The following is a 21,661-nucleotide window of genomic DNA, read 5'->3' on the forward strand; positions in this document are numbered from 1 at the left end:
GCCGTTTGCGTCCGTTTCGTTACGAATTTTGCCGACTTGTGCACCCGGGGGCGGCTGTGTATCTTGTGCAGCCTTTTGGCTGCCCGATGGCGCCGAACTCGTTGTTCAGATGATCGATCCCGAGACAATTCGAAGATTTTAATAATCACTCAAGGAGCTACATCGATGCGCATGATTCTGCTGGGGGCGCCCGGTGCCGGCAAAGGTACCCAGGCCCGCTTCGTTACCGAGAAGTTCGGCATTCCGCAGATCTCCACCGGCGACATGCTGCGTGCCGCGGTCAAGGCCGGCAGCCCCCTGGGGCTCAAGGTGAAGGGCGTGATGGACAGCGGCGGCCTGGTTTCCGATGACATCATCATCGACCTGATCCGCGAGCGCATCGTCCAGCCCGACTGCGCCCGGGGTTTCCTCTTCGACGGCTTCCCGCGCACCATCCCCCAGGCCGAAGCCCTGCGCGACGCCGGCGTGACCATCGACCATGTGCTGGAAATCGCCGTGGACGACGAGGAAATCGTCTCGCGGATGTCCGGCCGTCGCGTGCACCCGGCCTCGGGGCGGGTCTACCACGTCCTGCACAACCCGCCGAAGGTCCCCGGCAAGGACGACGAGACCGGCGAGGAGCTGATCCAGCGCGAGGACGACAAGGAGGAGACCGTGCGTCACCGCCTGGCCCTCTACCATTCGCAGACCAAGCCGCTGGTGGATTTCTACCAGAAGCTCGCCGTGACCACCGGCACGCCCCGCTACAGCCGCATCGAGGGCGTCGGCTCGGTGAGCGAGATCACCGCCCGAGTCCAGGCGGCCCTGGCCTGAGCGACCCCGCCTGCAACGGACGGCCCGCCCTGTGCGGGCCGTCCGCTTTTCGGCTTCCGGCCCGCCGGGCGTTTATAATGCCCGCCCTTTTTCTCGCCCGGATGACTCGATGACCACCCTGCTGGCCCTGGATACCGCCACCGAAGCCTGTTCCGTCGCCCTCCTGCACGAAGGCCGCGTGCTCGGCCGTTACGAGGTGATCCCGCGGCTGCACGCACAGCGCGTGCTGCCCATGGTACAGGAGCTGCTGGGCGAGGCGGGCATCGCCCTCTCGGCGGTCGACGCCATCGCCTTCGGCCGCGGCCCGGGGGCTTTCACCGGGGTGCGCATCGCCGTCGGCGTGGTGCAGGGGCTGGCCTTCGCCCTCGAGCGGCCGGTGCTGCCGGTCTCCAACCTGGCGCTGCTGGCCCAGCGCGCCCATCGCGAGCAGGGCGTTGGTCAGGTGGCGGCAGCCATCGACGCGCGCATGGACGAGGTCTACTGGGGCTGCTACCGCCTGGAAGCGGGCGAGATGCGCCTGGCCGGCGCCGAGGCGGTGCTGCCGCCGGAGCGGGTCGAGCTGCCGCGTGCGGCATCGGGCGACTGGTTCGGCGCCGGAACCGGCTGGGCCTATGCCGAGCGCATGCCGGCGGCGGTCGCCGCGCGGGATGCCGGTCTGCTGCCCGATGCCCGGGACCTGCTGACCTTGGCCGGCTTCGCCTGGCAGCGCGGCGAGGGCGTGCCGGCCGAGCAGGCCCAGCCGGTCTACCTGCGCGACAAGGTCGCCACCCCCAAGAGCGCCCGGTAGGCTCGCCATGCTGCCCTATCGGCTTGGCTGTCCCTCCTGGAGCGAGGCGGCCTGGCGCGGCGCCCTCTATCCGGAGCAGGCGTCGGCTACGGACTACCTGGCTCTCTATGCCCGGGTGTTCAACGCGGTGGAGGGCAACACCACCTTCTACGCCCAGCCCTCGGCGGCCACCGTGCAGCGCTGGGCGCAGCGCATGCCGGACGATTTCCGCTTCTGCGCCAAGCTGCCGCGGGAGATCAGCCACTCGGCCGATCTGCGTCGGCAACTGGGAGCTACCCAGTCCTTTCTCGAGCTGCTGGCGCCGCTGGGCGAGCGGGTCGCGCCGTTCTGGCTGCAGTTGCCGGCCGCCTTCGGGCCGGCGCGCCTCGGCGAGCTGGCGGATTTTCTCGTCCGCTTCGAGCCTCCGTTGGCGGTGGAGGTCCGCCATCCGGCCTTCTTCCAGCGTGGCGAGGAGGAGCGGGCGCTGAACCGCCTGCTGCGCGATGCCGGCGTCGAGCGGCTGTGCCTGGATGCCCGTGCCCTGTTCAGCTGCCGCGACGACACGCCGGCGGTGCGCCATGCCCAGGCGAAGAAGCCGCGCCTGCCGGTACGCCCGGCGGCCTTCACCGCGTTCCCGCAGGTGCGCTTCATCGGCCATCCCGAGCTGGCCGCCAACGATCCCTTCCTGGCGCCCTGGCTGGACAAGGTCGCCGCCTGGATCGAGGAGGGGCGGCGTCCCCATGTCTTCCTGCATACCCCGGACAACCGGCGGGCGCCCGAGCTGGCGCGGCGCTTTCACGAGCAGCTGGGGGCGCGCCTGCCGGGGCTGCCGGCACTGGCGGCGTTCGGCGGCAGCCAGCTCGACCTGCTGTAGGGACCGGCGCGCCGCGTTCTGGCAGAATGCGCCGCCTTTCCAATCTCCTGCGAGTATTGCCGATGAGCGACGAGCCGCTTCCCCCGCGCATCCGTGTCGAAGCCCTGCAGCCTGCCTTCGCCGCGCCGGCCGAGCAGTGGGCCGAGCGCCTCGGCCTGCCGCTCGGCGGCGAGGCGCAGTTCGCCCTGCAGCTCGGCGAGCAGGGTCTGCAACTGGCCGAGCTGGGGCCGGGGGCGCCGGGGCCGGTGCGGGTCGATTTCGTCGAGGGTGCGACGGCGCACCGGCGGCAGTTCGGCGGCGGCAGCGGGCAGATGATCGCCAAGGCGGTCGGCGTGCAGCCCGGCGTGCGCCCGCGGGTGCTCGATGCCACCGCCGGGCTGGGGCGCGATGCCTTCGTGCTCGCCTGCCTGGGCTGCGAAGTCACCCTGATCGAGCGCCAGCCGCTGATCGCCGCGCTGCTCGAGGACGGCCTGGCCCGTGCCGCTCTAGATCCCGAGGTGGCTCCGGTGGTCGCGCGGATGAGTCTGCGCGGCGGCGATGCCATCGCGCTGATGCGTGCCTGGGCGGAGGAGGTGCCGCAGGTGATCCATCTCGATCCGATGTTCCCCCATCGCGACAAGAGCGCCCTGGTGAAGAAGGAGATGCGCCTGTTCCGCCCGCTGGTCGGCGACGACCCGGACGCGCCGGCGCTGCTCGCGGCCGCCCTGGCGCTGGCCAGCCACCGGGTGGTGGTCAAGCGCCCGCGCAAGGCGCCCTGCATCGAGGGAGCGAAGCCGGGCTACAGCCTGGACGGCAAGTCCAGCCGTTACGACATCTATGCGCTGAAGTCGCTGAAAGGTTGAGGGCGCGCGCTACCGTGCGCCGAACACCTTCTTCGCCAGGCTGCTGGCGGCTCCGGCCGGGTTCTCGCGGATCTTCGCCTCTTCCTCGGCGATCACGCTGAACAGCCCGTCGAGGGCCTGCTCGGTGACGTAGTTCTCGAGGTTGGCGCTTTTCGCGTTGATCGCGCCGAGACTCGCCGCCTGGCCGGCGAAGGCATTGTACTTCTGGACCAGGCCGAGCCGGTCGGTCTCTTGCTTGACGATGGGCAGGAACTGGGTGCGGATCTGCTCGCGGCTGCTGCGGTCGAGGTACCGGGTGGCCGCATCCTGCGAGCCGGAGAGGATCTGCTTGGCGTCGGTCACGGTCATCTTGCGCACGGCCTCCAGCAGCAGGGCCTGGGCCTGCGGCACGGCGGCCTCGGCGGCCTGGTTCATGCTGGCCTCCAGTTGCTCGACCTCGCCGCCCATGCCCATCGCCTTCATGGTCTTGGCGACTTTGCCGAGCTTGCCCGGCAGCCCGATGTGCCGCTCGGGATCGTCGCCGAAGCCGCCGGGCTGGCCCAGTTGCTGCACGGCCAGCTGGGCGCCTTGGCTGAGCGCATCCTTGAGTCCGCCGCTGGCATCTTGCTGGCTGAGATCGGCAAGGGAGAGGGCGAAGGCGTTGGCGCTCAGTAGGAGGCCGGCGAGCAGCGGGGCGATGCGACGCATGAGGTCATTCCGTGCGGAAAAGTGAGCGGCCAGCTTAGCCGAGGCGGGCGGGGCGGGACATACTGGATTTCGCGCAGCGACCGCCTGCGTCGCGCCGCACGGCCTGGCGGCGTCTTGCCAGGCCGTCGGCGGACTCCTTATAGTCCGCCGGCATTCACCACCGGCGGTTGGAAAGTCTCCGCGCACGGCCACTGGGGCCGCGGACCGCTGCGAAGCGGGGCTGGGCATGCCAGGCTTTTTTCAACGGATCGAACGAGGCGCTTTCCGCGGGATGCTCTCCGCTGGCGGAAAGGTTTCATGCACGGATGAGAGGCCATGATCGAGATAAACAACCTGACCAGGCGCTTCGCGCAGCGCACCGTGGTGGACGACCTGTCCTTCCGCGTCCAGCCGGGGGAGGTGCTGGGCTTTCTCGGCCCCAACGGCGCCGGCAAATCCACCACCATGAAGATGCTCACCGGCTTTCTCGCGCCGACTTTCGGCAGCGCGCGCATCCTCGGCTTCGACATCCAGCGCCAGACCCTCCAGGCCCAGCGGCAGATCGGTTATCTGCCGGAGGGTGCGCCTTGCTACGGCGACATGCCGGTGGCCGGCTTCCTCGCCTTCATCGCCGAGGTGCGCGGCTTTCGCGGCGCGGAGAAGCGCCGCCGGGTCGACGCGGCGGTCGCCCGGCTGGAGCTGGAGAAGGTTCTCGGGCAGAGCATCGAGACCCTCTCCAAGGGCTTCAAGCGGCGGGTCGGCCTGGCCCAGGCGATCCTCCACGAGCCGCCGGTGCTGATCCTCGACGAGCCGACCGACGGCCTCGACCCCAACCAGAAGCATCAGGTGCGCCAACTGATCGGTGAACTCGCCCGGGACCGGATCGTCGTCATCTCCACCCATATCCTCGAGGAGGTGTCGGCGGTGTGCAGCCGCGCGCTGATCATCGCCTCCGGCCGGCTGGTGGCCGACGGCACGCCGCTGGAGCTGGAAAGCCGCTCGCGCTACCACCAGGCGGTGACCCTGGTCGGCGACGCCCTGGACCCGGCCGCGTTGGCGGCGCTGCCGGGGGTCGCCGGGATCGAGGCCAATCCCGTGGAGGGCAGTCTCACCGTGCTGGCCAGGCCCGGCGAGGTGATCTTTCCCCAGGTCAATGCGCTGATCCACCAGCGCGGCTGGACGGTGCGCGAACTGGACGTGGAGCGCGGCCGCCTCGACGAGGTATTCCGCGCCCTGACCCGGGGGGAGGCGGCATGAGACAGCTACCGGCGATTCTCAAGCGCGAGCTGGGCAGCTATTTCGCCACGCCCCTGGCCTACGTGTTCATCCTGATCTTCCTGGTCCTCTCCGGGGTGTTCACCTTCTACCTGGGGGGCTTCTTCGAGAGCAACCAGGCGAGCCTCGCGCCGTTCTTCAATTTCCATCCCTGGCTCTACCTGTTCCTGGTGCCGGCCATCGCCATGCGCCTCTGGGCCGAGGAGCGCAAGTCGGGCTCCATCGAGCTGCTGATGACCCTGCCGATCAGCCGCTTCGAGGCCGTGTTCGGCAAGTTCCTCGCCGCCTGGGCGTTCGCCGGCCTGGCCCTGCTGCTGACCTTTCCCCTGGTGCTCACCGTCAACTACCTGGGCGACCCGGACAACGGCGCGATCCTCACCGGCTACCTCGGCAGCTGGCTGCTGGCCGGCGCCTACCTGGCGATCGGCTCGTGCATGTCGGCGCTGGCGAAGAACCAGGTGATCGCCTTCATCCTCGCGGTCAGCGTGAGCTTCCTGTTCATCGTCAGCGGCTTCCCGCTGGTGCTCGATGCCTTCGCCGGCTGGGCGCCGCTGTGGCTCCTCGACGCGGTGGCCTCGTTGAGCTTCCTGGTGCGCTTCGAGGCGATCAGCAAGGGCGTGCTCGACCTGCGCGACCTGCTCTACTTCGTCTCCCTGATCGCCGCCTGGCTGACTGCCACCGCCGTGGTGGTCGATCTGAAGAAGGCCGACTGACATGAAGAAGACCCTCTATTCCGGCGCCGGGCTGCTGCTCATCGGCGTGGCGTTCCTCGCCTTCAACATCCTTTCCGGCCGGCTGCTCGGCAATGCCCGCCTGGACCTGACCGAGCAGAAGCTCTACACCCTCTCCGCCGGCACCGAGCGCATCCTCGCCGAGCTGGACGAGCCGCTCGACCTGTACTTCTTCTACTCCGACCGGGCCACCCGCGAGCTGGCGCCGCTGCGCAGCTATGCCCGGCGCGTCGGGGAAGTGCTCAAGGCCTACGAGCGGGTCGCGGGCGGCCGGCTGCGCCTGCACGTCGTCGACCCCGAGCCGTTCTCCGAGGACGAGGACCGCGCCGCCGAGTTCGGTCTGCAGGCGGTGCCGCTGGACCGGGGCGGCGAGCAGATCTACTTCGGCCTGGCCGGCCGCAACTCCGCGGGGAACACCCAGACGATCCCGTTCTTCCCCCCCGACCAGGAGGAGTTCCTCGAGTACGAGATCAGTCGCCTCGTGCAGAGCCTGGCCCATCCCGCGCTGCCGGTGGTCGGCGTGCTCTCCGGGCTGCCGCTGAACGGCGGCTTCGACGTGCTGGCCGGGCAGCCGACGCCGCCCTGGATGGTGCTCGAGGAGATCCGCCAGTTGTTCCACATCGAAAGCCTGGAGGCCGGCATCGACCAGATTCCCGAGGATGTCTCGGTGCTGTTGCTGGTACACCCGAAGCAGTTGCCGGAGCCGACCCTCTACGCCATCGACCAGTTCGTGCTGCGCGGCGGCAAGCTGCTGGCCTTCGTCGACCCGCTCAGCGAAGCCGACAGCGGCATGGACCCGTCCGGCGAGATGGGCAGTGGCCGGGCCTCCGATCTGGAGCCGCTGTTCAAGGCCTGGGGGGTGCGCCTGCGTCCCGGCGAGGTGCTCGGCGACGGTGCCTATGCCATGTCGGTGAGCGTCGACCGGGGGCAGCGGGCGGTGCGCCACCCCGCCTGGCTGAACCTGCCGCCCCCGGCGCTGGACGGCGAGGACGTCAGTACCGCCGGGCTGGAGAGCCTGACCGTCGCCAGCGCCGGTATCCTCGATCCCGTGGAGGGCGCCTCGACCCGTTTCGTGCCGCTGATCCAGAGTTCCTCCTACGCCATGCCGCTGGATGCCGAGCGCGTCGCGGCCACCGACGATCCGCAGGCACTGCTCGGCGATCTGCAGCCGACCGGCGAGCGCTACGCCATCGCCGCGCGGATCGGCGGACCGGCCAAATCGGCCTATCCGGACGGCATCGAGGGGCGCCGGGACGGCCTCAAGGCGGCCGACAACATCAACCTGATCGTGGTCGCCGACAGCGATCTGCTCAGCGACCGTATGTGGGTGCGGGTACAGGACTTCTTCGGTCAGCGCATTCCGCAGCCGTTCGCCGACAACGCCAGCTTCGCGATCAATGCGCTGGACAACCTGGCCGGTTCCGAAGCCTTGATCGAGGTGCGTTCGCGCGGGCGCTTCAGTCGTCCATTCGTGGTGGTCGAGGCGCTGCAGCACGAGGCCGAGGCGCGCTTTCGCGAGAAGGAGGAGGGCCTGCAGCGGCGTCTGGCCGATACCGAGCAGCGGCTCGCCGCCTTGCAGCGCAACGACGACCCGCAGCAGGCTCTGGAGCTGACCGCCGAGCAGCAGGCGACCCTGCAGCAGTTCCTGCAGGAGAAGCTGCGTATCCGCAAGGAACTGCGCGAGGTGCGCTACCAGCTCAACGCCGACATCGAGGCACTCGAGCGTACCCTCAAGTTCCTCAATATCGCCCTGGTCCCGCTGCTGCTGACCCTCGGGGTGCTGGCCGTCTGGCTATGGCGCCGCCGGCGCCGGATCTGAGCGGCGAATTGTCGATGAGGCGGACGGAAGGCTTTGAAATCAGTCGAAAATATTCGGATTTTCGAGCGTTTCATTGATCTGGGGGGCTTGCGGGGTGCGACAAAAAGTCCTTTCCAGAGCGGTTTGTTGCTTTATACTGGCCGAGCGGTGCTTCCAGGGATGCGCCTTCAACACCCTAGTGATCGAGCCTGTTTGAGGGTTTGGAGCACGTCCGCAGGGCCTTGTGTGGCCTCTGGTAAGGCAAACAAATAAAATTGCATGTCGGAGAGAGTGGTAATGGCTGATCGTGAGGTCGGAACCGTCAAGTGGTTCAATGATGCCAAAGGCTATGGATTCATTCAGCGCGAGAGCGGCCCGGACGTGTTCGTCCATTACCGCGCCATCCGCGGCGACGGTCACCGTTCCCTGATCGAGGGACAGAAGGTGGAGTTCTCGGTGATCCAGGGCCAGAAGGGCCTGCAGGCGGAAGACGTCTCCAAGATGTAAGACCCGACAGGCCCGTCGCCGACGGGCCTGTCTGCTCCAGGCCATCGGCGCTCGCCGATGCTTCCGGCCTTCACTGGGTCCGCCAGACGAACTCCTGCTCGCCCTCGCCGTTGATCTTGATCCAGCGGTCGGCGGCGTCGATGCTTTCCTCCTCCTGCCAGCCTCCCGGCGCACAGCGGATCTCCACGCCCAGTGCAGCATGGGCGGCTCGCGCGAAGGCCAGGTCGTCCTCCCAGGGCGTCTGCTCGCTCTCGATGAACAGGCTGTGCCACTTGCCCACCGCGTTCGGCAGCCAGGTGATCGGTGCGCCGTTGGCGGCCTCGCACTTGAAGGTCTGCCCCTTCTGTCGCCAGGGTGTGCAGGGACCGATCATGGCGTTCAGCCACTCGGCGACGGCCTGTTGCCCGCCATCCTTCAGGTAGATCTCGATATCGGGTTGGCGCATGGTGAATTCCCTGGCGGCTAGTTTCTTTCGATCCAATCGTAGCGTATGGCGACCGTGACCTCTAAGGGAGCGGCGATCACCGCGGCGCGCCGCTCGGCGCTGGCGCGCCAGCCGTGGGGAGTCATCGCCAGCAGGTCGGCGCGGTCCTCGGCGTTGTCCAGGTGCAGCCGGTAGCTCAGCGTTTCGCTGGCGGCCAGGCGCATACCCGGCGGAATCAGCGACAGGTGCTTGGCATCGTCGTATTCGCGCACTTCGTCATAGAGTTGGGCGCGCAGCTCCAGCAGGTGCTCGCGGGTCGGTCCCATGCGCAGCAGGCCGCTGCCGGGTGCCAGCAGGCGGCGGGCCTCCTGCCAGTCGAGCGGGCTGAACACGCTGGCCAGCAGCCCGCAGCTGGCATCGGCCAGCGGCACCCGCGCCATGCTGGCGACCAGCCAGGTCAGCTGCGGGGCGCGGCGGCAGGCCCGCTTGACCGCCTCGCGGGAGATGTCCAGGGCGTAGCCGTCGGCCGCGGGCAGGGCTGCGGCGAGCTGTGCGGTGTAGTAGCCCTCGCCGCAGCCGATGTCCAGCCAGTGGCGTGGCGCGCGCTCGGCGGCCAGTTCGGTCAGGCGCCGGGCCAGCGGGGCGTAGTGGCCGCCGTCGAGGAAGCGCCGGCGGGCCTCGACCATCGCTTGGTTGTCGCCGGGATCGCGGCTCTTCTTGTGCTGCACCGGCAACAGGTTCAGATAGCCCTGGCGGGCGCGGTCGAAGCGGTGCCCGGCGGTGCAGGCAACCCCGCGGTCGTCGGCGCTCAGGGCGCCGTTGCAGAGCGGACAGGTCAGCATGCGAGCAGCCGCACCAGGGTCTGGTAGTAGATTTCGGCGAGCAGGTCCAGGTCGCTGGCGAGGATGCGCTCGTCGACCTGGTGGATGGTGGCGTTGAGCGGACCGAGTTCGACCACCTGGGTACCCAGGGTGGCGATGAAGCGCCCGTCCGAGGTACCGCCGCTGGTCGAGGGGCTGGTTTCCCGGCCGGTCACCGCGCGGATGCTCGCCGACACGGCGTCGAGCAGCTCGCCCGGCTCGGTGAGGAACGGCAGGCCGGACAGCGCCCAGTCGATCTGCCAGTCCAGGCCGTGGCGGTCGAGGATCGCCGCGACGCGCTGCTGCAGGCCTTCCAGCGTGGATTCGGTGGAGAAGCGGAAGTTGAACAGCACCTGCAGCTCGCCGGGGATCACGTTGGTGGCGCCGGTGCCGGCCTGGATGTTGGAGATCTGGAAACTGGTCGGCGGGAAGAAGGCGTTGCCATCGTCCCAATGCTCGGCGGCCAGCTCGGCCAGCGCCGGCGCGGCCAGGTGGATGGGGTTTTTGGCCAGTTGCGGATAGGCCACGTGGCCCTGCTTGCCACGCACCGTCAGGGTCGCGCCGAGGGAGCCGCGACGGCCGTTCTTCACCGTGTCGCCGAGCACCGCGCTGCTCGACGGCTCGCCGACGATGCACCAGTCGAGGCGCTCGCCGCGCGCGCGCAGGCGCTCGACCACCGCCTGGGTGCCGTGCAGCGCCGGGCCTTCCTCGTCGCTGGTGATCAGGAAGGCGATCGCCCCGCGATGGCGCGGGTGGTCGGCGACGAAGCGCTCGACCGCGACCACCATCGCCGCCAGGCTGCCCTTCATGTCCGCCGCGCCGCGCCCGCGGAGCATGCCGGCAGCATCAATGCTGGCGCTGAAGGGCGGGCTTTGCCAGGCCTCGTGCGGGCCGCTCGGCACCACGTCGGTATGGCCGGCGAAGCACAGCACCGGGCCGTCGCCGGTGCCGCCGTCGCGTCGCGCCCAGAAGTTCTCCACGTCCTCGATGCGCATCGGCTCGAGGGCGAAGCCGGTGGCGCCCAGGCGGGCCATCATCAGCGCCTGGCAGCCTTCGTCCAGCGGCGTGACCGAGGGACGGTTGATCAACTCGCAGGCGAGCGCCAGGGTCGGGGAGAGGGCTGGGGCGGTCATTGCAGCTCCGGAGCGGCGGGAAAAGGGCGTCATTTTAAGACAAAAGCTGCAGCGGCTTTGGGAGAAACGGGAGAGGGCCGCATCGCTGCCGGGGCGGCGCCCGGCAGCGATGCCCGCTCTCAGGCGGCCTCGGCGAGCGGGGCTTCCTGGACCTTCTTCGGCAGCGACGACAGCAGGGCCATGATCAGCGCCGCCAGGTAGGGCAGCGACTGGATCAGCAGGACCGCCACCCAGAAGATCACGTCGTTGCTCGGGAAGCCCTGTACTAGGGCGATGCCGGCGGCCGCGCCCCACAGCACGAGCATGATCACGACCTCTTCGCGGGCTTCCGCCAGGGCCACCAGGATACCGTGGCTGGTCGCCATTTTCGGCGTGCGGAAGAACGGGATGCTGCTGGTGGCGAAGCCGTAGAGCACCGCCTTGGCGATGGTGTGCGACAGCGCCAGGCCGGCGATCGCGGCGTAGAAGGCATCCTTGAGGTTGACGCCCACCGCGCGGCGGTAGAGGAAGAGGATCTTGCCGACCTTGAAGGCGAACAGCGCCAGCGGCGGGATGGCGAAGATCATCAGCGGCGGATCGACCCGGTGCGGGACGATGATCATCGCCGCCGACCACAGCAGGGCACCGAGGGTGAAGAAGATGTTCAGCCCGTCGGCGATCCACGGCAGCCAGCCGGCCAGGAAGTGGTAGCGCTGGCCGCGGGTCAGTTCGGTGTCCTTGCCCCACAGCAGGCTGCGGGTGTGGCGCTTCATGATCTGGATGGCGCCGTAGGCCCAGCGGAAACGCTGCTTCTTGAAGTCGATGAAGGTGTCGGGCATCAGGCCCTTGCCGTAGCTGCGTTCCGAGTAGGCGGCGGAAAGGCCCTTCTCGAACACCCGCAGGCCCAGCTCGGCGTCCTCGGTGATGCACCAGTCGGCCCAGCCCAGTTCGTCCAGCACCGAGCGGCGGGTCATGGTCATGGTGCCGTGCTGGATGATCGCGTCGCGGTCGTTGCGGGTGATCATGCCGATGTAGAAGAAGCCCTTGTATTCGGCGTAGCAGAGCTTCTTGAAGGCGCTCTCCTTGTCGTCGCGGTAGTCCTGCGGCGATTGCACCACGGCGATCTTCGGATCGGCGAAGTGCGGCACCATGTGCTTGAGCCAGTCGGGCTCGACGCAGTAGTCGGAGTCGATCACCGCGATCACCTCGGCGTCCGGCGCGGTGTGCTGCATCACGTAGTTCAGCGCGCCGCCCTTGAAGCCGGCCAGCGGTGCGACGTGGAAGAACTTGAAGCGCGGGCCGAGGCGCGCGCAGTGCTCCTCGAGGGGCTGCCAGACCGCCGGGTCCTTGGTGTTGTTGTCGATCACCAGCACTTCATAGTCCGGATAGTCCAGACGGGCGAGGGCGTCGAGGGTCTGCTTGACCATCTCCGGCGGCTCGTTGTAGCAGGGCACGTGGATCGACACCTTGGGCCGGTAGGCCTCGTCGCCGGTGACCGGCGGGAACGGCCGGCGGCGCTTGAGCATCCATACCGTTTCGGCCAGTTCGTGGGCCTCGGTGAGCAGCACGATGAACACGCCGAGTGCGCCGAGGGCGAGGAGGAAGCCGACGGTGAGGCTAAACCAGGTGCTGTACTGCTGGCTGTAGTCGTAGGCGATCCATACCAGGATCGAGCCGCAGGCGAAGGCGACGAAGGTCAGGAAGGTACGCCCGCGCTGGCGCAGCGAGCTGCCGTCGATCAGTAGCAGGGCCAGGGCCAGCACGGCGAGGACTACCGAGCCGATGGCCAGCAGGCGCCACTGGGGAATCGCCACCACCGGCCCCTCGAAGGCGAACTTGGGCTGGCGCTCGAAGTTGTAGACGCCCCAGTAGGCGCCCACCGAGCCCTCGTCGTCGATCTTCCAGGGCTGGTCGAAGGCCTCGATGACGAAGTAGTTGTAGCCCTGGGCGTTGAGGGTGTTGACCAGGGTGCGCAGGTAGACCGCCTGATCGGCCTGCGAGGCGTCGGCGCCGCCGCGGGTGCGGCCGTTGCTCGGCCAGCCGACCTCCGAGAGCAGCAGCGGCTTTCTCGGGAACAGCTTCTTCAGGTCGCGGGCGCGATCGAGGGTGAACTGGACGGAGTCCTCCATCGGCACGAATTCCCAGTAGGGCAGGATGTGCGCGGCGATCAGGTCGACGTGGCGCCCCAGCTCCGGGTATTTCTGCCAGATGTGCCACTGCTCGGAGGTGGTCACCGGCACCTTGACCGCGGCACGGACCCGGTCGATGTAGGCGATCAGCGCCTCGGGAGTGACCTCGGTGCGGAACAGCGCCTCGTTGCCGACCACCACGCGCACCACGCTGCGCGAACTCTTCGCCAGCTCGATGGCCTTGGCGATTTCCCGTTCGTTGCGCTCCAGATCCTGGCTGATCCAGATGCCCAGGGTCACGCGCAGGCCGAACTCTTCGGCCAGGCGGGGAATGTCGGCCTGGGTACCCGCTACCGAATAGGTGCGGATGCTGTCGGTCTGATGACTGAGCAGTTCCAGGTCGGAGCGGATTTCCTCGTCGCTCGGGTAGATGCCCTCCTGGGGGTTTTGCCCCGGACGGAACGGCGAGAAGGAGTAGCCGGAGATTTGCTCGGGCCAGTCCGGTGCGGTGACCGGCAGGTTGTAGAGCGCCCAGAAGCCGGTGAAGAGCGCAGCGACTGCCACGACCACCACCAGGTTGAGTCCGAATTTATGCGATGACATGACTGATTCAGGTTCCAAGGGGTGGAGCAGGGGAAGCCGGCGAACGCCGTCGGCGCATCCTACTGTGCCATCCCTGGCCTGTATAGCTCCCGCCTGTCCCGCAACGCCAGGCCCGGCGCAGCTTGCGGGCCGTTAGGCAGCGGCGGGCCGGGCAAGTTCGCCGCACGCTCCGCGGGGGCCCGGCGAAGGCTTCAATCCCGCCTCGCCAGCGCCGATAATACGCGCCCGTTCGCGAGGTGCGTAAATGATTACAGAGGATCGACGTTTCGGCGGCATCGCCCGCCTGTACGGCCGCGACGGCCTGGCTCGTCTCGCCGCGGCGCACGTGGCGGTGGTCGGGATCGGCGGAGTCGGCTCCTGGGCGGCGGAAGCCCTGGCGCGCAGCGGGGTCGGCGAGATTTCCCTGTTCGATCTGGACGACGTCTGCATCACCAACACCAACCGCCAGGTGCATGCCCTCGACGGGGCCGTCGGGCGACTCAAGGTCGAGGCGATGGCCGAGCGCCTGCGCGCCATCAGCCCCGACTGCCGGGTGCATGCGGTGGCCGATTTCGTCACCCGCGAAACCATGGCCGAGTACATCGGCGAAGAGCTGGACTTCGTCATCGACTGCATCGACAGCGTGGCGGCGAAGGCGGCGCTGATCGCCTGGTGCAAGCGGCGCAAGATCGGCATCGTCACCACCGGCGGTGCCGGCGGGCAGATCGACCCGACGCAGATCCAGGTCGGCGACCTGAACAAGACCTTCAACGACCCGCTGGCCGCCAAGGTGCGCTCGACCCTGCGCCGCGACTACGGTTTCTCGCGCACCCCGGGACGCAGCTACAGCGTGCCCTGCGTGTTCTCCAGCGAGCAGCTGCGCTACCCCAAGCCGGACGGCACGGTGTGCCAGAGCAAGGGCTTCGTCGGCGAAGGGGTGAAGCTCGACTGCGCCGGCGGCTTCGGCGCGGTGACGATGGTCACCGCCAGCTTCGGCATGGCCGCCGCGGCCAGGGCGGTGGACAAGCTGGTGGCCGGCGCGCGACGGCCGGCGGAGCGGCGTGTTCCCTCCGCCTGAGGGCCTACTGCATCTGGAAGCGGTACCCCACTCCCGGCTCGGTCAGAATGAAGTCGGGGCTGCTCGGATCGTTCTCGATCTTCTTGCGCAGGTGGCCCATGTAGACGCGGACGTAATGGCTGTCCTCCGCGTGGGAGGGCCCCCAGACCGCCTTGAGCAACTGCCGGTGGGTCAGCACGCAGTCCGGGTTCGAGACCAGGTAGGCGAGCAGGCGGAACTCGATCGGGGTGAGATGGACGGGCTGGCCGTCCTTTTCCACCCGGTGTCGACCAAGGTGGACGGTCACTGAGCCGAAGCCGATCTGCTCCGCCCCCTCGCTACCGATCCGGCGTCGACGCCTGAGGTGCGCGCGGACCCGGGCCAGCAGTTCGGCGGCGCCGAAGGGCTTCGACAGGTAGTCGTCGGCCCCTGCATCCAGAGCCGCGACCTTTTCCGCCTCGGCGGTGCGGGCCGAGAGCACGATGACCGGGATCTCGGACCATGTTCGCAAATCCCGGATCAGCTCGATGCCGTCGCCGTCCGGCAGGCCGAGATCGAGGATCAGCAGGTCGGGTTGGCGGGTACCCGCCTCGATCAGCCCGCGCCTGACCGAGTCCGCCTCGTAGACTTCGCAGTCCTCGGCCTCCAGGGCCAGGCGCACGAAGCGGCGCAGGTTGGCTTCGTCCTCGACGACGATGACGCGCGGAGTTGGCGTAGACATGGTGGCTCACTTTCCGGCTGGCGGGGATTGCCCATCGTCCAGGGCGACGACCGGCGGATTGCCGAGGGGCAGGGTGATGACGAAGCAGGCCCCACCCCCCGGTCGCGGGCGGGCCAGGATGGCTCCCCGGTGCGCCTCGACGATGGCCCGGCAGATCGCCAGGCCGAGGCCGACGCCCGGCATGCTGCCTTCCGGTCGGCCCCGCTCGAACTTCTTGAATATCGCCTCTTCGCGTCCTTTCGGCAAACCCGGGCCGTTGTCCTCGACATGGATTTCCATCTGGCCGCCCGCGGTGAAGGCGCCGATCCAGATGCCGCTGCCGGGCGGGGTGTATTTCACCGCGTTCTCCAGGAGGTTGCAGAACACCCGCTGCATCAGCACCGAATCGACCTCGATCAGCGGCAGATCGTCCGGCAGGTCGACCTTGAGCCGATGTTCGGCCAGCCTCGGCTTGAGGCTCTGGATGGCGCTGCCGACCACCTCCTCGAGGGGCTGCCACTGCCGGTCGAGGTGGATGCGACCGGCCTGCAGGCGCGCCATGTCGAGCAGGTTGTTCACCAGGGCGTTGATGCGCAGGGCCTGCTCGCGCAGCTGTCGGGCAATGCCGGCATGCGCTTCGTCGAGGGGTGGCGGGGTGAGGAACATCGAGTCCGCCTGGCCGATGAGCACGCTCAGGGGCGTGCGCAGGTCGTGGGAGATCGCCGACAGCAGGGAGTTGCGCAGGCGTTCCGACTCCATCTGCACCATGGTTTCCTGGGCCACGCTGACGTAATGCACCCGCTCCAGGGCGATCGCGATGAGCGAGGCGAAGGTGTCCAGGAGCCGTCGCTGTTCGGGGCTCAGCAGCCGCGCCGGATCGCGCATCTCGAGGGCGAGGACGCCGCGAAAGCGCATCGGTGCCTTGAGCGGCAGGTAGAGAATCGGGCTGGCCGGCAGGGTGTTGGTGCCCTGGCCGGCTGCCTCGCCGTGGTCGAAGGCCCACTGGGCGATGCCCGGGTCGATCTCCGGAAAGCCGGCCGAGACCTGCGCCGGCACCTGCAGCCGATCCGCCGCGTCGGTCAGCAGGAAAGCCGCGCGCACGTCCATTTCCGTGGCGAGGAAGCGGCTGCCGATCGCGATGATCTGCTCCGCCAGCAAGGCTCCGGAAAGATCCCGCGACATCTCGTAGAGCGCCTTCACCCGGGCTTCCCGCCAGCCGGCGACATGCGCCTGATACTTGAAGCCGGCGGTGAGCTGGCCGATCACCAGCCCGACCACCAGCATCACCGCGAAGGTCATCAGGTACTGCATGTCGCCGACCGCGAAGGTGAAGCGCGGTGGAACGAAGAAGAAGTCGAAGATGGCCACGCCGAGGAACGAGGCGAGCACCGCCGGCCCGCGGCCGAAACGGACGGCGACCGCCACCACCGCGAGCAGGAAGACCATCACGATGTTCGCCAGGTCGAAGAAGGGATAGAGCGGCATCGCGACCAGTCCGGCCAATCCGCACACCGCGGCGCTCAGCACGTAGGCTGGCCAGTCCGCGGGGGTGGTCCGTTCCCGGGCGGGCCGCTCCTCCCGGGAGGTTGCCCGCTCGGCCCGGGCCACCTGGATCACGTCCAGGTCCGCCGCCAGGCGGCCGATCCGGTCGGCGACGGAGCGCCGCCAGAAGCGCCAGAGCGGCGGATCGTCGCGTCCCACCACGATCCGCGACAGGTTGTGCATCCGCGCGTAGCGGACGGCCTCGTCCTCCATGTGGGTGCCCGAGAGGGTGGCAGTCTGGGCGCCGAGCTCCTGGGCCAGCCGCAGGGTCTTCAGGAGGCGCTCGCGGCCGGCCGGGGGAAGTCGTTGCAGGTCGGGCGTCTCCACATGGACCGCATGCCAGGAGGTTTCCAGCCGCCCGGCGATGCGCGCCGCGGTGCGCACCAGCTTCTCGCTGCCCGCGCCGGCGCCGATGCAGACCAGCAGGGCATCGCGGGTCTGCCAGACCGGCGTGACCAACTGCTCGCGGCGGTATTGCTGGACGTCCTCGTCCACCCGGTCGGCGGTGCGGCGCAGGGCCAGCTCGCGCAGGGCCAGCAGATTGCCCTTGCGGAAGAAGTTGCGGATCGCCCGCTCGGCCTGGTTGGGCAGGTACACTTTGCCTTCCCGCAGCCGTTGCAGCAGTTCGTCCGGCGGCAGGTCCACCAGCACCACCTCGTCCGCCTCGTCGAACACCCGGTCCGGCACGGTTTCCCAGACGCGGATGCCGGTGATCCCGCTGACCACGTCGTTGAGGCTCTCCAGGTGCTGCACGTTCACCGTGGAGTACACGTCGATGCCGGCGGCGAGCAGTTCCTCCACGTCCTGCCAGCGCTTGGGATGGCGGGAGCCGGCGACGTTGGCGTGGGCCAGTTCGTCGACCAGGATGAGCGCCGGTCGCCGGGCCAGCGCCCGGTCGAGGTCGAACTCCCGGAGTATCCGGCCGCGGTAAGGGATTTCCCGCAGATCGATATGCTCGATCCCCTCGGCCAGCACGGCCGTCTCCTGCCGGCCGTGGGTCTCCACCACGCCGATGACCAGGTCCACGCCCTGGGCGAGCTGCTGGCGGGCGGCGACCAGCATGGCGAAGGTCTTGCCCACGCCGGCCGAGGCGCCGAAGAAGATCTTCAGGCGGCCCCGCCCGGCTTGTGCCTCCTCCTGCCGGACCCTGGCCAGCAGCTCGTCCGGGTCGGGGCGACGCAGGGCCGGATCGGAGGACACTGGCATGGCTTTTCCTTGTCTGCGAAAAGTGCGGGCGGTCGAGAGGAGAGGACGGGCATCTGCGCCGTCGGCCAGTGGAACCCGCCGTTGCCGCCGCCGGGTGGCGAATGCGCGGCACAGACAGGCATGGTCGGCCAGGGCCGTTCGATGCCTTCAGTAGCGCGTCGAAAAGCCCGTGTAGACCTGGACGTCCGGCGTGTGCCTGTTCAGGCCGAAATTCGCGCCGACGTCCAGCTGCAGCGTCTTGGCGACCGAATAGGCGGCGGCGAAGTCGGCCGAATACTGGCTGTAGGTCCCGTGCGGTTCGAAATTGTTCGCCATCCAGACTTCGCCGTACAGCGTGAGCCGGGGCGTCACCGCGCCGCTCAGGTTCAGGGGGTTGACCAGGTTGACGTGGTAACCGTTCCGGTCCTCGTCGAGCAGCGCATCGATCTCCGGGCCGAGGGTCAGGGTCAGGTCGTGCGGCAGGGCGATGGTGATCGGCACTGCGAGGCCGCCTTCGACCCGCTCGTTGCCGATCCCGCGTTTCGCCGTGGGAATCTTGACGTAGGGAATGACCGCCGTGCCGACCGCGGCGCCCTTCTCCGTCAGGGTTCGCTTGTAACGCAGGTAGATGTCGCCGACGCCGTCCAGCCGGTGTTCGTCGGTGGTCTTGACCGACACGTAAGGTGCCCAGTTGAGTTCGACGTCGGACTTGTCGTCCAGGCCGTACTTCAGCGTCGGGTTGGGAACCGCCCAGGTGTCGGTCGTGACCCCATCGTCCCGGTAGTGGGTGAAGCTGAAGGCATCGCTTTCGATCTGCCAGAAGCCCGCGGCCACGGTGCAGGTGTTGTTGGCCTTGGTCGGGCGATCCGTGCACATCGGCGGATCTTCCGCCAGGGCGGTCGTCGACAGGAGCATCGCCACGGATGCGGTGAGGTAGATTCGACGCGACATGGGGCGCCTCCCTGTTGAGTTGCTGGACAGTCCGTTTCGAATACGCCGGCCGCTTGCGGCCTGTCGGTTCGCGTAAGCGGTAGATGGAAGGTAGTTCAATCCGGAATGCCGGCGCGGGTCGTTGTCGGAATCGACGAGCCGGTCGGAAACCGGTCCGCCAGACGGGCCATCATGGCCCCAGGGCATCCAGCGCGAGGTTGAGCTGCAGCACGTTTACCCGCGGTTCGCCGAGCAGCCACCACTGGCGGCCTTCGGCATGGCTTTCCACCAGAGACCTGACCCGTGCTTCGGGCAGGCCGCGGGCACGAGCCACCCGGGGCACTTGCCAGAGGGCCGCGGCCGGGCTGATGTGCGGGTCGAGGCCGCTGGCCGAGGCGCTGACCAGCTCCACCGGCACCGGTTGGCGGTTGCCCGGATCGGCGGCGCGCAGCGCCTCGATCCGCGCCGAGGCCGCCTCGACCAGGGCCGGATTGAGCGGGCCCTGGTTGGAGCCGGAGGAGGCGGCCGCGTTGTAGGGCCGGGGGGCGGTCGCCGAGGGGCGTCCCCAGAAGTATTGCGGCGCGCCGAACTGCTGGCCGATCAGGGCCGAGCCGACCACCCGGTTGCGGTCGTCGCGGATCAGGCTGCCGGCGGCCTGTTCGGGAAAGACCGCCCTGGCGATGCCGGTCACGGCGAGGGGATAGGCCAGGCCGGTGAGGGCGCTGAGCAGCAGGAACAGGCTGACGGCGGGGCGAACGAGGGTTTTCATGGGAGGGTCTCCGGATCAGGCCAGGCCGCTGGCGGCCAGCAGCAGGTCGATCAGCTTGATGCCGACGAAGGGCGCCAGGATGCCGCCGAGGCCGTAGAGGGTCAGGTTGCGGCGCAGCAGCACGGCCGCGCCGAGGGGCCGGTAGGGCACGCCCTTGAGCGCCAGGGGGATCAGGAAGACGATGATCAGCGCGTTGAAGATCACCGCCGAGAGGATCGCCGAGGCCGGGCTGGACAGCCCCATCACGTTCAGCGCGGCCAGCTGCGGGTAGGTGCCGACGAAGGCCGCGGGAACGATCGCGAAGTACTTGGCGATGTCGTTGGCGATGCTGAAGGTGGTCAGCGAGCCGCGGGTCATCAGCATCTGCTTGCCGGTCTCGACCACCTCGATGAGCTTGGTGGGGTTGGAGTCCAGGTCCACCATGTTGCCGGCCTCCTTGGCGGCCTGGGTGCCGCTGTTCATCGCCACCGCCACGTCGGCCTGGGCCAGCGCCGGGGCGTCGTTGGTGCCGTCGCCGGTCATCGCCACCAGGCGGCCTTCGGCCTGGTACTGGCGGATCAGCGCCAGCTTGGCCTCCGGCGTGGCCTCGGCGAGGAAGTCGTCGACCCCCGCCTCGGCGGCGATGGCGGCCGCGGTGATCCGGTTGTCGCCGGTCACCATCACCGTCTTGATGCCCATCCGGCGCAGTTCGGCGAAGCGCTCCTTGATGCCGCCCTTGACGATGTCCTTCAGCTCGACCACCCCCAGCACCCGCTTGTCCTCGGCGACCACCAGCGGCGTGCTGCCGCGCCGGGAGACCTCGCCGACCTGGATGGCCACGGAGCGGGGCAGGCTGCCGCCGAGGCTTTCCACGTGCATGCGGATCGCCTCGGCGGAACCCTTGCGGATCTGCCGGCCGGCCAGGTCCACGCCGCTCATGCGGGTCTGCGCGGAAAAGTGGATGAAGTGGGCGTCCAGGGCGTGGATGTTGCGTTCCCGCAGGTTGTACTGCTGCTTGGCGAGCACCACGATGCTGCGCCCTTCCGGCGTCTCGTCGGCGAGGGAGGCCAACTGGGCCGCGTCGGCCAGTTCCGCCTCGCGTACCCCCTCCGCCGGCAGGAAGGCCGAGGCCTGGCGGTTGCCGAGGGTGATGGTGCCGGTCTTGTCCATCAGTAGCACGTCCACGTCGCCGGCGGCCTCCACCGCGCGCCCGGAGGTGGCGATCACGTTGGCCTGCAGCATGCGGCTCATGCCAGCCACGCCGATCGCCGAGAGCAGGCCGGCGATGGTGGTGGGGATCAGGCACACCAGCAGGGCGACCAGCACGGTGATGCCCACCGGGCTGCCGGCGCCGGTGGCGTCCACGGCGAACAGCGAGAAGGGCAGCAGGGTGACGGTGACGCCGAGGAAGACGATGGTCAGGGCCACCAGCAGGATGGTCAGGGCGATCTCGTTGGGGGTTTTCTGGCGCCTGGCGCTTTCCACCATGGCGATCATGCGGTCGACGAAGGTCTCGCCCGGATTGACGGTGACCCGCACGACCAGCCAGTCGGAGAGCACCCGGGTGCCGCCGGTGACCGCCGAGAAGTCGCCGCCCGACTCGCGGATCACCGGCGCCGATTCGCCGGTGATCGCCGACTCGTCCACCGACGCCACGCCCTCGATCACCTCGCCGTCGGCGGGGATCAGCGCGCCGGCCGGATCGCCGGCCTCGACCAGCACCACGTCGCCCTTGCGCAGCTCGCTGCCGCGCACCGACTGCCACTCGGCGCCGTAGTGCGGCTCGATCAGTTTCCTGGCCCAGGTTTCCTGCTTGATCCCGCGCAGGGAGGCGGCCTGGGCCTTGCTGCGGCCTTCGGCGAGCGCCTCGGCGAAGTTGGCGAACAGCACGGTGAACCACAGCCACAGGGTCACCGCGAGGATGAAGCCGGCCGGCGCCTCGCCTGCGCCGCTCAGGGCCTGCAGCCAGAGCAGGGTGGTGAACAGGCTGCCGACGTAGACCACGAACATCACCGGGTTGCGCCACTGCACGGCCGGATGGAGCTTGCGCAGGGCCTCGCCGATGGCCGGCAGCAGCAGGGCCGGGTCGTAGAGGGGAAAGGTCTTCTTGGTCATGGGGG

At 68.8% G+C, this 21,661-nt stretch carries 19 protein-coding genes; 9 read left to right on the forward strand and 10 right to left on the reverse strand.

Annotation, left to right across the window (positions count from 1 at the left end; all coding sequences use genetic code 11):
- Positions 1-165: 165 nt before the first annotated feature.
- From adk to BMY22_RS04805, 4 genes are all read left to right on the forward strand, one after another.
- Positions 166-813: an adenylate kinase gene (gene adk, locus BMY22_RS04790; protein ID WP_090619992.1), complete on the forward strand. Its 648-nt coding sequence runs from the start codon at positions 166-168 to the stop codon at positions 811-813.
- A 109-nt stretch (positions 814-922) separates the two neighbouring features.
- Positions 923-1,600, forward strand: coding sequence for a tRNA (adenosine(37)-N6)-threonylcarbamoyltransferase complex dimerization subunit type 1 TsaB (gene tsaB / locus BMY22_RS04795; protein ID WP_090619993.1), 678 nt, complete (start codon positions 923-925; stop codon positions 1,598-1,600).
- A gap of 7 nt (positions 1,601-1,607) precedes the next feature.
- On the forward strand, positions 1,608-2,453 hold the full coding sequence (locus BMY22_RS04800; protein WP_090619995.1) for a DUF72 domain-containing protein: 846 nt from the start codon (positions 1,608-1,610) through the stop codon (positions 2,451-2,453).
- A gap of 62 nt (positions 2,454-2,515) precedes the next feature.
- Positions 2,516-3,295, forward strand: coding sequence for a class I SAM-dependent methyltransferase (locus tag BMY22_RS04805; protein WP_090619997.1), 780 nt, complete (start codon positions 2,516-2,518; stop codon positions 3,293-3,295).
- Between the two features lie 9 nt (positions 3,296-3,304).
- Here BMY22_RS04805 and BMY22_RS04810 read toward each other — a convergent pair whose 3' ends face one another.
- Entirely contained in the window at positions 3,305-3,982 is a 678-nt protein-coding gene (locus BMY22_RS04810) for a DUF4197 domain-containing protein (protein WP_090619998.1), read from the reverse strand.
- Positions 3,983-4,297: 315 nt separating this feature from the next.
- On the opposite strand from BMY22_RS04810, the gene BMY22_RS04815 reads away from it, so the two are divergent.
- The 4 genes from BMY22_RS04815 (at position 4,298) to BMY22_RS04835 (ending at position 8,272) form a co-directional block, all read left to right on the forward strand.
- Positions 4,298-5,218, forward strand: a complete 921-nt coding sequence (locus tag BMY22_RS04815) for an ABC transporter ATP-binding protein (RefSeq protein ID WP_090620000.1) — start codon at positions 4,298-4,300, stop codon at positions 5,216-5,218.
- On the forward strand, positions 5,215-5,949 hold the full coding sequence (locus BMY22_RS04820) for an ABC transporter permease subunit (RefSeq protein ID WP_090620001.1): 735 nt from the start codon (positions 5,215-5,217) through the stop codon (positions 5,947-5,949). The genes BMY22_RS04815 and BMY22_RS04820 overlap by 4 nt, the downstream gene beginning before the upstream one ends.
- Before the next feature lies 1 nt (position 5,950).
- On the forward strand, positions 5,951-7,786 hold the full coding sequence (locus BMY22_RS04825; RefSeq protein ID WP_090620003.1) for a Gldg family protein: 1,836 nt from the start codon (positions 5,951-5,953) through the stop codon (positions 7,784-7,786).
- A 276-nt stretch (positions 7,787-8,062) separates the two neighbouring features.
- Positions 8,063-8,272 (forward strand): cold shock domain-containing protein, encoded by a 210-nt coding sequence (locus tag BMY22_RS04835; RefSeq protein ID WP_090620004.1) that lies wholly within the window; start codon positions 8,063-8,065, stop codon positions 8,270-8,272.
- Positions 8,273-8,342: 70 nt separating this feature from the next.
- Here the strand turns inward: BMY22_RS04835 and BMY22_RS04840 are convergent, their stop codons facing one another.
- The 4 genes from BMY22_RS04840 to BMY22_RS04855 form a co-directional block, all read right to left on the reverse strand.
- Positions 8,343-8,717 (reverse strand): hypothetical protein, encoded by a 375-nt coding sequence (locus BMY22_RS04840; protein ID WP_090620005.1) that lies wholly within the window; start codon positions 8,715-8,717, stop codon positions 8,343-8,345.
- Between the two features lie 17 nt (positions 8,718-8,734).
- Positions 8,735-9,538, reverse strand: coding sequence for a putative RNA methyltransferase (locus BMY22_RS04845; RefSeq protein ID WP_090620006.1), 804 nt, complete (start codon positions 9,536-9,538; stop codon positions 8,735-8,737).
- The gene (dapE, locus tag BMY22_RS04850; RefSeq protein ID WP_090620007.1) at positions 9,532-10,689 is read right to left on the reverse strand and encodes a succinyl-diaminopimelate desuccinylase; all 1,158 of its coding nucleotides are present in this window, start codon (positions 10,687-10,689) and stop codon (positions 9,532-9,534) included. Before dapE ends, BMY22_RS04845 begins: the two co-directional genes overlap by 7 nt.
- A gap of 119 nt (positions 10,690-10,808) precedes the next feature.
- A complete protein-coding gene (locus BMY22_RS04855; protein ID WP_090620008.1) occupies positions 10,809-13,400 on the reverse strand; it encodes a glycosyltransferase in 2,592 nt (863 codons plus the stop codon).
- 244 nt (positions 13,401-13,644) lie between these two features.
- On the opposite strand from BMY22_RS04855, the gene tcdA reads away from it, so the two are divergent.
- Complete coding sequence (gene tcdA / locus BMY22_RS04860; RefSeq protein ID WP_090620009.1) at positions 13,645-14,457, forward strand: tRNA cyclic N6-threonylcarbamoyladenosine(37) synthase TcdA; 813 nt, start codon at positions 13,645-13,647, stop codon at positions 14,455-14,457.
- 4 nt (positions 14,458-14,461) lie between these two features.
- On the opposite strand, the gene kdpE is transcribed toward tcdA, so the two are convergent.
- The 5 genes from kdpE to kdpB all read right to left on the reverse strand — a co-directional run bounded on the left by kdpE (position 14,462) and on the right by kdpB (position 21,656).
- The gene (gene kdpE / locus BMY22_RS04865) at positions 14,462-15,157 is read right to left on the reverse strand and encodes a two-component system response regulator KdpE (RefSeq protein ID WP_090620010.1); all 696 of its coding nucleotides are present in this window, start codon (positions 15,155-15,157) and stop codon (positions 14,462-14,464) included.
- Positions 15,158-15,163: 6 nt separating this feature from the next.
- Complete coding sequence (gene kdpD, locus BMY22_RS04870; protein WP_090620012.1) at positions 15,164-17,884, reverse strand: two-component system sensor histidine kinase KdpD; 2,721 nt, start codon at positions 17,882-17,884, stop codon at positions 15,164-15,166.
- 147 nt (positions 17,885-18,031) lie between these two features.
- Entirely contained in the window at positions 18,032-18,814 is a 783-nt protein-coding gene (locus BMY22_RS04875; protein WP_090620014.1) for a transporter, read from the reverse strand.
- A 169-nt stretch (positions 18,815-18,983) separates the two neighbouring features.
- Positions 18,984-19,562, reverse strand: a complete 579-nt coding sequence (kdpC, locus tag BMY22_RS04880; RefSeq protein WP_090620015.1) for a potassium-transporting ATPase subunit KdpC — start codon at positions 19,560-19,562, stop codon at positions 18,984-18,986.
- Between the two features lie 15 nt (positions 19,563-19,577).
- Positions 19,578-21,656: a potassium-transporting ATPase subunit KdpB gene (kdpB, locus tag BMY22_RS04885; RefSeq protein ID WP_090620017.1), complete on the reverse strand. Its 2,079-nt coding sequence runs from the start codon at positions 21,654-21,656 to the stop codon at positions 19,578-19,580.
- Positions 21,657-21,661 lie beyond the last annotated feature (5 nt).

It is taken from the genome of Azotobacter beijerinckii, assembly GCF_900110885.1.
Taxonomy (GTDB): domain Bacteria; phylum Pseudomonadota; class Gammaproteobacteria; order Pseudomonadales; family Pseudomonadaceae; genus Azotobacter; species Azotobacter beijerinckii.